A 12318-nucleotide genomic window follows, 5' to 3' on the forward strand; every position below is an offset into this window, starting at 1 on the left:
ATAAATTATTGAGCTTCTTTAAGTTGAACACGTTTTTCATCAAGTTGGCGATTAATATCATTAACATCTTTATCAGAAATTGGATAAAGTTGCATGATAATCATTGAGATAATGGCAAGAACTGCAGGAATCCAGATGGCTGTGAGATTAATTCCAGATAAAGCACTGGCGCCTTGAGTTGTTGCTTTTTCGTTGAAGCCGTAAAGTGCAAGGAAAAGTGCGGGTACAGCTCCACCAATAGTAAAACCAATTTTGAAGAATAGTCCCATGATAGCATTGATAATAGCTGCATTACGGCGGCCAGATTTCAACTCACCCCATGAAACGACTTCGGGAACAAGCGCCCACATGAATCCTGTTGCAGAGGTCAAGCCCCATTGTTTAAGGAAAGTGGCAATGTAAGCAAGCGCCAAATTATCATGCATGCCATTCATTGACCAAATCCAAGTCAAAAGTTCGCCCACAACAAACATTCCCAGAAAGAAATGGAAGAAGCCTTTTTTACCAAAAATTTTCTTTAAACGAGGCCAAAAGATTGGAAAGACAATCCCAGGAATTGAGGATACAAGACCGATAGCACCCATCCAAGGCGAATGTTGAACAACAAATTGGTTGAAGAAACCATTAACTGTATTCATGAAGAACATAAATGTAAAAGCCAACATGAAAAAGAGTCCTAAAATAACCAATGGGCGGTTATTTTTAAGTTCTACAAAGATATCTGTTGTCTTAACTTGTGCTGTTTGTTCGGCCGTGGCTACCACACGTTCTTTGGTAAATCGATAACAAAGAAAGAAGGCAATCGCACCTAAAACAGCATAGACAAGATAGACAGAAAACCAAGCATTTCGTGCTGATGAGTCTGTATAAGTTCCCAAACTCAACTTCAAACCGAAAAGTCCAGTGTCTTGCAGATGATTGTCTTTTGGTGAAGCCATTTGGACAAACATTGGAAAGAGGGTATAGACAAGTAAGTTTGCCCCATTAGCAAGCATCATACGCGTTGAAGTTAATTTATCAACAGATTCTGCATCGCGGGTCAATGAAGCGTTGAGAGAGCCATAAGGAATATTGACCACTGAGTAAGTCAAGTCCATGACGAAATAAATGATAAAGGCCCAAGCCACATTTCCTTTAACAAATGGGAAAGGAGCAAAGAGTAAAAGGGCAAAAATCATGAGCGGAATTCCTGCTCGCAGTATCCAAGGACGATATTTACCAGATTTTGATGTATGTTTATCGATAAATGTTCCAACCATAGGGTCCCAAATGACGTTGATAATCCGAACAACAGCAAAAATGACAGAGGCAATTCCAAGACTGATAGCATTGACCGTGGTCATATAAAGAAGTAAAAATCCTCCTACGGTTCCAAAAGTCAGGTTATTGGCAAAATCGCCAAAACCGTAAGAAACTCGCTCCCATAAGGTCAGTTTGTGATACTCCTCTTGCTGGAGCGCGTGTTGTGTATTGTCATTCATTGAGAATTACCTCCGTTTTATTTTTATAAAAATAAATACATTTTTACTGACAAATCTGTCAGTAAATTTTTAATCAATTGTAAACAAATAATCTGTCTTGAAAACTTTTTTCTGACCAGCTCTAAGCTCAATTGTTCCCCATTCAGGATGATGAAGAATGTCAGGAATTTCTTGAAATTCAATGGCAATTCCACGATTTTTCGACATGGTTTTGCCGTTGATAATGGATGCTCTTTCGGGATTTGTCGCCGTATAAATGACCACGGCTTGTCGGTCAGTTTTTGCGATTAATTTGCGACCTGACAGCGGATCAAAAAGCGTCAGACTCTTTTGACCCTCAGGATTGAAAACAAAACAGTCGTCCAATCCTTGCGGATATTGCTTGAGCAAATCGCCAATCAAAATGTTTTCTTTGAGCGGATAAAAGTCATCATCAACACTAAGCAGACGACCAGTTGGAATATTTTCTAGATTGGTTTCGACAATCTGTTCAACATCAGCTTGTAAAATATGACCTTCAGTTGTTGTCATTTCTGCTGACAGATTAAAATAAGGATGCCAAGCAGGATTGAAAACTGTATCAGTTGCTGACAGGCCTGATATCGTTACTTCTAGCTTGCTGTCAGTCAATTTATAAGTGACTTCTGCTTGAATTTGACCCGGAAATCCTGATTTTCTGTCAGTCAGACTCAAACTTATGCCGACAGATGATTCATTTTCAAAAGTTTCGTAATCCCAAAATTGTCTTTCCCAACCATGACTTCCTGAATGTAAAGTGTTCTTTCCTTCATTTGCCTCTAAGCTGACAGAATCATAAGTAGCGCCTGAAATACGCCCGGCTACTGGGCCACAAATTACACCGTAATATCCTCCGTCATTTACATAGGTTTCGGAATTGTCTTTAGATAAAAGGATATTTTCAAACTTTCCATTTTTATCAGGAGCGTAAAGTTGATGGACACGCGCCCCAAAATCATGGACAACGATGGTGAGTCGTTCATTTGATAATGTAATCTGACTGATTGATTTGTCAGCGCTAAAAGGCAAAGATTTTTTGGAAATAGTAAATGTCATTATCAGCCTTCGTCATTGAATTCTACTAATTGATGAGAAAGTCCTGCTGTCGTTTGATAGGCTTCTTTCCAAATTTGATAAATTTGCTCATAACGTGCTACATTTTTCGGATTGGGTAAGAAAGTCGCTTCTTTATAATGAACAAAAGCCTTAGTGACGGCTTCTAAACTATCATAAAGTCCACAGCCAAAAGCAGCAATCATACAAGCGCCAAGTCCCGGTCCTTGCTCAACAGTCAAACGAATCATTTCTGAATTAAAAACATCTGCTTGCATTTGCATAATGTCGGGATTTTGAGCACCACCGCCTACGGAAATTAAACGTTTAAACTTCTTGTTTTTCGTTTTTTCCATGATATCTTTAGAATCACGCAATGAAAAAGTAATTCCTTCAAGAACCGCTCTTGAAAAATGTTTTTGTTCATGATGAGCAGAAATCCCTAAGAAACTCCCGCGAATTTTTGAGTCAAAATGCGGCGTTCTTTCGCCCACAATATATGGTGTAAAGAGCAGTCCTTCTGAACCAGGAGAAACCGTGTAAACTTCTGACAAAAGTTCATTAAAACTCAAGCCTTTTCCAAAAGTTTCCTTGTACCAGTTCAAAGAATTTCCGGCGGCCAAGGTCACACCCATTGAGTAATAAGCGCCCGGAACCGTGTGATTAAAGAAATGGAGTTTTCCTTTGTAATCCGCAATCTTTGGCTCGAAAGCTGACACGACTCCTGAGGTTCCCATTGAAATCAAGCCGACTTCTTCATTAATCAAGCCGACACCCAGAGCCGCTGCTGCATTATCGGCTCCACCAGCAAATACTTTTACTTGATTTGCCAGTTTGTAGCGTTCGGCTATTTCTGCTTTGACCAATCCTGTTTGAGCAGTTGATTCAAGTAAGTCAGGTAAGATAGCCATGTCAATATCGAAAGTTTGAGCAATTTCTTTTGACCATTGTTTTTTCTCAATGTCCAAAAGCAAAGTTCCTGCTGCGTCAGAAAATTCGGTATAAATATTTCCTGTCAACCAGAGACTCAAGTAATCTTTTGGCAACATGATTTTTTTAACTCGTGACCATACTTCTGGTTCGTTTTCTTGGAGCCAAAGAATTTTTGGTAAAGTAAATCCTTCAAGAGCAATGTTTTTTGTAATCTCTAAGAGACGATTCCCAAGTCTGTCTGTGATTTCTTGACACTGTTTACTTGTTCTAACATCATTCCAAAGAATGGCTGGATAAACTGGCGTATTATTTTCATCTAAAACAACTAATGAATGCATCTGACCAGAAAAACTGATGCCTATAAGTTGCTGACCAAAATCCGAAACTTCTACTGACAAACCTGTCAGTACTGATTCAAGGGCCACAACCCAATATTCTGGACGTTGTTCAGAATAGCCTTGTTTTGGCGTATCAATTTGGTATTCAGCAGATTTTGTCGTAATTAAATTACCAGCTTCGTCCATCAAAATTCCTTTAAGGCTTGATGTTCCTAAGTCAATTCCTAACACATAAGTCATATCTTTTTCCTATTTCTTATATTTTTTAATCAATGGTGAACTTCTATAATATAATTTTAGAGTTACCTGTCATTTTTAATTTTTCGTAAATTTTAGATAAGTACAATCCAACCAACCAGATTCACCACTGCTTTCAACTAGAAAACTACTTTCTGTAACCTTTCCAATTGCTAGACCCATTTTTTGCCACTGAGCAAAATGCTCTGAAATAGAAATGGTTCCTTTTTGTCTTGGACTTTGTCTAATCGCAAAATATTGAGTAAAAGTTTGATTTCCGTCAATAGAGGGCTGGTCTTCTCTAACATTCTTAATGACTTGATAAGTCGCTCCGTCAAGTTGATATGTCCCAAGCACATTACCTTGCGTTGTAGCGGTTGTAATCGGAGTTTTTTCAGATTGTCCACCATTACCAAACCAATCATCGACAATATAATACTCGACAAGCTTTTCATTAGGGTCAGTCGCAGTTTCATTACGAATCCAGCCGTAAATTCCTATATAGTTATAATTCCCTGCTGTTCCTTCTCCAGATTTTTTATAACTAAACTGACAAGAAATATTTCCAATATTTTTAATGTCTTCTCCAGCATTCGTCCAACTATAGCCAACACGTGCTAAAAAATCATCCGAATCTGACCAAGTCGCCTTAAAAGCTGCACCACCTCTTTGTGATGCCCCATACCAAGAAAGCGTATGTTTTACCCCTCCTTGATACCATAAAGTATAGTCATAGGGGCTTGTGCCTAATGCTTGCGGACCATTACTTTGTGCTTGAAAAGTTTGCACCGCTGGATTTTTTTCATTTTTATCTAGTAATTTTTTATTTTTACAAGCTTGCAAGCCTAATAGAGTAAAGATGATTAGACTTATTAGAGTGAGTTTTTTAGTTCCTCTTCTCATTGTTTTTCCTCAAACTTTACGGATTTTGTAAAGCTATTTCATAACAACAAAAAAATAAGTTATCTCGCAAGTTTGATAAAACCTCACGAGATAACTTTATCAAAGTTTAAACAAGATAGTCATTCAATACTGATTTGATATATTCTAAGTGGTTAGAATCAAGTTCGATGTCATCCCCATGCTCAAGAGCATAAGCAGCAAGACTTTCAAAAGTTGCTGTTCCATTTTCGATAGATTGACCAACTTCTGTCTTCTTGTATGAACTATAACGTTCTTCAACGATATCAGACAAGAATTTGTCTTCAATGATGGCTGATGCACCTTTAAGCGCACGTGCATAAGTATCCATCCCTGCAATATGAGCCAAAATCAAATCTTCTGCTTTGAAGCTTGTACGACGGACTTTGGCATCAAAGTTAATTCCGCCTTTACCAAGCCCACCGTTCAAAAGAATTTGGTGCATAGCAAGCGTGATATCAATGACAAGTGTTGGAAATTCATCAGTATCCCAGCCGAGCAAATAATTTCCTTGATTGGCATCGATTGAACCTAAGGCACCAAAAGTACGTGCAGTATTTAATTCGTGTTCAAAAGTATGACCAGCCAACCAAGCATGGTTTGTTTCAAGATTGAGTTTGAAATATTTGTCCAAATCATATTTTTGCAAGAAAGCAAGAGCTGTCGCTGCATCAAAGTCATATTGGTGAGTCATTGGTTCTTTTGGTTTTGGTTCAATCAAGAAAATAGGCAAATGGTTAATTGATTTTGCATAATCAATGGCCAAATGGAAGAATTTTGCCATGTGATCCATTTCAAGACCCATGTCTGTGTTCAAAAGTGATTCATAACCTTCACGACCACCCCAGAAGACATAGTTTTCGCCACCAAGTTTTTTAGAAAGTTCAAGTCCTTTTTTGACTTGAGCAGCACCATAAGCAAAAACTTCAGCACGATTTGATGTCGAAACCCCATTCATATAACGTGGGTTTGAGAACATATTTGCCGTATTCCAGAGGAGTTTAATGCCTGTTTCTTTTTGTTTTTCAAGAAGATGGTCAGTAATTTCATCTAAGTTTGCATAAAATTCTTTCAAAGAATTTCCTGTAGGCGCGATGTCAATATCATGGAAACAATAATATTTAACACCCAATTTTTCGGCAATTTCAAAGAAAGCATCTACTCGACGATGAGCACGGTCAAGTTCAGAGCCACCTTCCAAGTCCCAAGGACGTTCCATTGTGGCACTACCAAATGGGTCAGCCCCGTCCATCGTAATTGTATGCCAAAAAGCAAGGGCGAAATGAAGCTGTTCTTCCATTGTTTTCCCAGCAACCACTTCTTCTGGGTTATAATGGCGGAAGGCAAACATGTTTTTAGTTTTTGTACCTTCGTATTTGATAGGTGCGATGTCGTTAAAGTAAGCCATTTTTATAGCTCCTCCTCTTTATGATATTAATATTATTTTCAAACTCGAAATTACTACTATACATTTGTTGTAATGTATGTCATAATAATAGTGATTAGGAGAGAATGAACATGAAAAACGAATTAGAGAATATTTATCACTCAAAAATAAATAATCTTAATTTTTTACTTGTTGATATTACTTACCGTAAACCTCATCTTCATTTTGACATTGAATTAGCATTTGTCTTAGAAGGGCTCGGTACTGTAACCACTCAAGAAAATTTCTTTGAAATCACTGCTGGACAAGCTATTATTTTTAATAGTTGTCAGGTTCATGAGCTTTCATCAAGTGACTCTATGAAACTGTTAATTCTGCAATTTTCATCAGAAATTTTTAAAATTATCTTCCCTCAACTTGATAAAATTTATTTTGAAAGTCACCCTTTCAATCTAGAAAATCAACCTGAAACCTTGAAATTACTCTTGCAAGCAGCCTTAAGTTATTTTGCTGATGATCAGAATAATTCTTTACGAACTCACGGCTATACTTCACTTTTACTAGACCGTTTGTTAAGTATTTCTGAGTACAGTATTTTAAGCAGCTCTGAACAAAATAAATTGATGGACCTGCAAGAGCGAATGGAGCGAATTTCTTCCTACATTCATGAGAACTACGACCACAAAATTTCTCTGGAAATGATTGCCTCACATGAAGGATTGTCCCGAACTTATTTTTCTCATTTCTTTAAAAGTAATTTTGGGATAAATTTTAACGAATATTTAAATAAAATCCGTTCAGAAAAAGCAAGAACACTCCTTTCTTCTTCCAAAGATAATTTACTAAACATCGCTTATATGTGTGGCTTTTCGGATATCCGAACACTCAATACTGCTTTTGTCAAATCCTATGGCGTTTTGCCAAAAGATTTTCGGAAAAACAATGTTCTCTTCCCCAATCTGAACTATATGACCTTCAATCAAGATAAAATTGATAATCAAGTTTTTTATTCTGATAGGGGTTCTCTTGATATTTTGCAATACTATCTCGAAAAACAATTTTGAAAAACAATTAATTTTAGCTCAATGTTTTTACTTGTTAATGATACCGCTTTCCAAAGAGTTTATCTTACTGATTTGTTCTTTTTTTTAGGGGAAATGTTGTCATTTTACCCTATCCAAAGTAAATAAAAAAAAATACTTGATACTAATCAAGTATTTTTTAATCCCAAATTTTTGTGGCTTTAATTTCATTAATTGTTTTGTCAAAATCATTCGTTAAGATAGTAACATGTCCCATTTTTCGGTTATGTTTAGCATCAGGCTTTCCGTAATCATGTTGATGCCAATCCGCATGATTATGATTGAGCACCTTAACGGCTTCCACATGTTGTCCTAAAACATTTAACATGATAGCCGCATTTAAGAGTTTGGGTTCTGGTAAATCTTCTCCTAAAATTCCTTTGATATGCAAGTCAAATTGATTGAAATCACAGGCTTCAATGGTAAAATGACCACTATTATGCGGTCTTGGCGCAAGTTCATTGACATAGATTTGACCCTCAGCTGTTAAAAACATCTCAACACAAAGCGTTCCAGAAAGTTTCAATTTCTCTGCAATTGATTTCGCAATTTTATTAGCTTCGTCAGTGATTTTGTCAGTCACACGGGCTGGTGAAATCGTCTGATGCAAAATATTTTCGCGGTGCTCATTTTCGGCCAAAGGAAAAGTAACATACTCATGACCATTTCCACTAATAATGACTGAAATTTCACGGTCAAAGGAAATAAAATCTTCTAAAACACATTCGGAAATTTCTGTCAGTGATTGAGCAGCTGACAAGTCTTGGTCCGTCTTTAAAACTACTTGTCCATGTCCATCATAACCTCCCGTCGTCGTCTTCAAAACTTGTTTTTTAGTGACGACTTGCGGAAGTTTTTCTTTTGAATCAATCAATTGCCATGGAGCAACTTTGACTTTTGCTTCATTTGTCAAAAATTCTTTTTCAAAGCGTCGATTTTGTGTAATCTCTAGCAAACGAATTCCTTGAGGAATCTTGACGCAAGCTTCAATCTCATGTAGTGCTTCTGCTGAAACATTTTCAAACTCATAAGTAATAACATCGCAAGCATAGGCAAGTCGCAATAAATTTTCTACATCATCATAAGGAGCAACAATGAGTTCATCAGATACTTTTGCCGCTGAGCAATTTGGATTAGGGTCCAGAGTAATCACCTTATGCCCCATATATTGAGCGGCAATTGCCATCATCTGCCCAAGCTGACCTCCACCAATGATTCCAATCGTTTGCTTTGTATTCTTTATCACAAGTTTTCCTACCCTTCATTTTTAGAAATCTAACCGCTTTTGTATTTTTATTAAATCATTTCAATTCATTGTTTGATTGCTCAACCATTTCTTGAGCGGCTGCCCGATAGTTCACTAATTTATTGTATAAATCATCATCATTATTTGCCAAAAGTTGCAAGGCAAATAATGCCGCATTTTTTGCCCCAGCCTCTCCAATTGCCATTGTCGCTACAGGAACGCCTGCTGGCATTTGAACAATTGAATAAAGAGAGTCAAGACCGGATAAAGCCCGTGATTTGATTGGCACACCAATCACCGGAACAAGCGTCTGAGCAGCAACCATTCCTGGTAAGTGTGCAGCTCCACCAGCGCCAGCAATGATAACCTTATAGCCTTGGTCATGGGCCTGATTGGAAAATTCAGCCATTAAAGCCGGTGTCCGATGAGCTGAGACAACTTTTTTCTCATAAGCTAATCCAAAATCATCTAAAATCTTCGCTGTTTCTTTCATTGTGGCCCAGTCTGAACTTGAACCCATGATAATTGCAACTTCTGTCATTTTATTTTCTCCAAATATCTTAAAATTTCTTTTTCATTTAAATGAATATCTGCAAAATCTAATGCTTGATTACTTCCAACTGCAATTGAGAGCTCTGCATGGCGAAGTAATTGGACATCATTATCATCATTTCCAAAAGCAATATATTCTTCTTTAGGAAAATACTGACGCAATGTGGTGTATTTATTTACTCCTTTAGCGGTTAAATCAATACTTTTCACTTCTTCATGCCTAACAATTTCAAGATTTAGTTTTTTCAATTCATGCAAGATTATTTCTGATTGAGGGTTGAGTAGGTTGCATTTGATTGCTCTGTCAATTTCTGATAGAGAAACATTTTTGGCTAAGTGACACTGGTCAACCTTGTCATTAATTTGCGCTCTTTCTTCATTCCTATTTAAGAGCGCATAGTTCCAATCAGAATCAATTAGATAGTCCAAATCTTGGTCAGTAATTATTTTTTTTATTAACAAAAAATCATGCGCTGAAATAGGTTGTACTATCTCAATTTGTTGCTGCTTATTTCTGACAATTGAGCCATTTCCACCTATCAACAGCTCTTTTGGAAAGGCTGATAAAAGTGGTAACATATCTCGAATGGGCCTAGCCGAAGCAAAAATCAGTTGATTTTTTAATGATAGTTCTGTCAGAGATTCTAAAAGTTCTAAGGAAATGCTTTTGCCATCAAAAGATATTGTACCATCAAGGTCAAAAACAAAAATCATGTCATCTCCATTTCTAAACTACTTTTCAAGAGTAAAAATTCTATCAGCAATCTTTCAAAATTTTGATTAAGTTATTTAACGGCTTTTGAACCAATGTCATGCCGATAAAAGAGCCCTTGATTATCTAATTTATCAAGTTTATCATAGAGTGATTTCTGCGTACTTTCGATATCTTTTCCACTTTCAGAAAGAAGATATACACGTCCACCACTACTTACGAGTTGATTGGCTTCATTCTCTGTTACACCTGCATAATAGACATTCAGCTCTTTAGGAATATCAGGAAGAATGCTTCCTGTTTTTGCTTGAGCTGGATAACCCTCTGAGGCAATAACTACTCCCAAAGTTACGCCTGTTTCGAGCCATTCTAATGTTGGCACATCTCCAGCTAAAATATCAATGATTGCCTGTGCCAAATCACTTTTAAGCCTAGGCAGAACAACTTGGGTTTCAGGATCACCAAACCTTGCATTAAATTCGATTGTCTTTATCCCATCTGTTGTCAAAATCAATCCAGCATAAAGAACACCAGTAAACGAATTTCCCTCGTTAATCAATCCCGCAACCGTGGGTTTCACAACTTTTTCTAAAGCTTCATTTATCACTTCTTTAGGAAGGTGAGGGACTGGGGAGTAGGCCCCCATACCACCTGTATTTGGTCCTTTATCACCATCAAAAGCACGTTTATGGTCTTGAGCAATAGGCATTGGATAAATCTTTCCTTGATGAACAAAACTAAATAAAGAAAACTCCTCCCCATCAAGAAACTCTTCAATCACAACTTTCCCTTGGCTTCCAGAAAATATATCTGCTAATGCCGCTTGCGCACTTGCAATATCCAAAGCAACTGTTACTCCTTTTCCGGCCGCTAATCCATCTGCTTTAATCACAATGGGAACCCCATGTTGTTTAAGATGTGAGAGCGCTGGTTCTAAAGAATCAAAAGTTGCATAATCTGCCGTAGGAACACCATATTTTTTCATGATTGACTTTGCAAAATCTTTAGAGCCTTCAAGTTCGGCAGCTTTTTTTCTTGGTCCAAAGATAATTAGATTTTTCTCTTCAAAAGCATCGACTACACCATTCATAAGCGCTGTTTCTGGTCCGACAAAACTTAAGTCAATGTTCTCTTTTTGAGCAAATTCAACCAATTCATCATTTGAAAGTTCGGAAATACCAACTATTTGAATTCCATCTTTTTTCATTCCTGAATTGCCTGGAGCAACAAATACTTTTTCAACTTGAGGGCTTTCCATAAATTTTTTTGCCAGAGCGTGTTCACGGCCACCTGAGCCAATTACCAAAATTTTCATCATTTCTCCGATATTTTCGATTCTTCCAAATTCTTATGATTGCGATTAATACAGCAATTCATTTAAATGTTTTATTGTTTTTTCACTTCTCTATTTGCTCTTTCTAAATTGTTAAAGCAGCAAGTTGATACCCTTTTTTTAACGAAGAGTTATCGTCCTCGTTTTGTTCAGTCATAAATCTTATATTTCTATCTTAAAAGAATTACTAGAAAAGAAAAAGCCTGAGCAAAAATTTCAGAAAATAAGAGGTTAGATTGTTCGGAATTTACTTGGATTTCAATTCTCGTTTTTATAAAAATTTATAGATTACCTTTTATTTATTTTTTCTTCCTATCGCATTTTTCTTTAAAAACATGTAAAATAAATTTAAGTAGAAATAGAAAGTAGAATATCATGGCGACTCAACCAACAAAAGACAAAATTATTAGCAGTAGCTGGGAACTTCTACAAGAGCTTCCACTCACAGAATTTTCAATGCGCAAATTAGCTAGTCGGCTAGGAATGACCGTCTCTTCTCTTTACTATCATTTTTCAAGTAAAGAGGCACTTTTTGCTGAACTGATTGATAAAGCCAGCCTTGAAATCATTTTTCCAGCAAACGAAAAAACTTGGCAAAATCGCCTTTTGGTTTATGGAAAAAATATTTATGCTGTTTTAGAATCTTATCCAAATCTTGCTCAATTGATGATGGATTATCCACCAGAATCCGAAAATTATCTGCGACTTTTTGACAAACTTTTGATGATTGTAGATGATCTTAATCTCACTGATGACCGTAAATTTTATACCGTTAACCTTTATCTAAATTTTATCTACAGCAGTAAAATAGATAGTGATCGCTTAGTAGAACAGCCCGAAAAACCTCTTTCGACTGTCAAAATTCCTCTTGTTCAACTTGCTCCTTTTCTCGATAAATATTGGCAGACAGAAAGTCTTACCAGCTTAAGTTCGTCTGAAAGTTTTGAATTTGGACTAGAACTTATCATTTCGGGCATCGAAAAAATGGTTCAAACTGATTAATTCATAAAAAACTTCTAAAAGGA

General features: G+C 36.7%; 11 protein-coding genes. 2 read left to right on the top strand and 9 right to left on the bottom strand.

Going from position 1 to position 12318, the window contains the following annotated elements; all coding sequences use genetic code 11:
- Positions 1-5: 5 nt before the first annotated feature.
- From KW2_RS07255 to xylA, 5 genes are all read right to left on the bottom strand, one after another.
- Positions 6-1481, bottom strand: a complete 1476-nt coding sequence (locus KW2_RS07255; protein WP_021037482.1) for an MFS transporter — start codon at positions 1479-1481, stop codon at positions 6-8.
- 69 nt (positions 1482-1550) lie between these two features.
- A complete protein-coding gene (locus tag KW2_RS07260) occupies positions 1551-2555 on the bottom strand; it encodes an aldose epimerase family protein (protein WP_021037483.1) in 1005 nt (334 codons plus the stop codon).
- Positions 2556-2557: 2 nt separating this feature from the next.
- Positions 2558-4063 (bottom strand): xylulokinase, encoded by a 1506-nt coding sequence (gene xylB, locus KW2_RS07265; RefSeq protein ID WP_021037484.1) that lies wholly within the window; start codon positions 4061-4063, stop codon positions 2558-2560.
- A gap of 75 nt (positions 4064-4138) precedes the next feature.
- The gene (locus KW2_RS07270) at positions 4139-4963 is read right to left on the bottom strand and encodes a glycoside hydrolase family 11 protein (RefSeq protein WP_021037485.1); all 825 of its coding nucleotides are present in this window, start codon (positions 4961-4963) and stop codon (positions 4139-4141) included.
- A gap of 106 nt (positions 4964-5069) precedes the next feature.
- A complete protein-coding gene (xylA, locus tag KW2_RS07275; protein WP_021037486.1) occupies positions 5070-6389 on the bottom strand; it encodes a xylose isomerase in 1320 nt (439 codons plus the stop codon).
- Between the two features lie 110 nt (positions 6390-6499).
- Between xylA and KW2_RS07280 the strand changes: the two genes are divergently transcribed.
- Positions 6500-7432: an AraC family transcriptional regulator gene (locus tag KW2_RS07280; protein ID WP_021037487.1), complete on the top strand. Its 933-nt coding sequence runs from the start codon at positions 6500-6502 to the stop codon at positions 7430-7432.
- 157 nt (positions 7433-7589) lie between these two features.
- Here KW2_RS07280 and purK read toward each other — a convergent pair whose 3' ends face one another.
- From purK to purD, 4 genes are all read right to left on the bottom strand, one after another.
- A complete protein-coding gene (gene purK, locus KW2_RS07285; protein ID WP_021037488.1) occupies positions 7590-8696 on the bottom strand; it encodes a 5-(carboxyamino)imidazole ribonucleotide synthase in 1107 nt (368 codons plus the stop codon).
- A gap of 55 nt (positions 8697-8751) precedes the next feature.
- The gene (gene purE / locus KW2_RS07290; protein WP_021037489.1) at positions 8752-9237 is read right to left on the bottom strand and encodes a 5-(carboxyamino)imidazole ribonucleotide mutase; all 486 of its coding nucleotides are present in this window, start codon (positions 9235-9237) and stop codon (positions 8752-8754) included.
- Positions 9234-9962 carry an HAD-IIB family hydrolase gene (locus KW2_RS07295; protein ID WP_021037490.1) on the bottom strand — a complete coding sequence of 243 codons (729 nt, stop codon included), beginning with the start codon at positions 9960-9962 and terminating at the stop codon, positions 9234-9236. The genes purE and KW2_RS07295 overlap by 4 nt, the downstream gene beginning before the upstream one ends.
- Before the next feature lie 71 nt (positions 9963-10033).
- Positions 10034-11275 (bottom strand): phosphoribosylamine--glycine ligase, encoded by a 1242-nt coding sequence (gene purD / locus KW2_RS07300; RefSeq protein ID WP_021037491.1) that lies wholly within the window; start codon positions 11273-11275, stop codon positions 10034-10036.
- 393 nt (positions 11276-11668) lie between these two features.
- On the opposite strand from purD, the gene KW2_RS07305 reads away from it, so the two are divergent.
- Entirely contained in the window at positions 11669-12295 is a 627-nt protein-coding gene (locus KW2_RS07305) for a TetR/AcrR family transcriptional regulator (protein ID WP_021037492.1), read from the top strand.
- Positions 12296-12318: the final 23 nt, after the last annotated feature.

It is taken from the genome of Lactococcus cremoris subsp. cremoris KW2 (genome assembly GCF_000468955.1).
In the GTDB taxonomy this organism is placed as follows: Bacteria; Bacillota; Bacilli; order Lactobacillales; family Streptococcaceae; genus Lactococcus; species Lactococcus cremoris.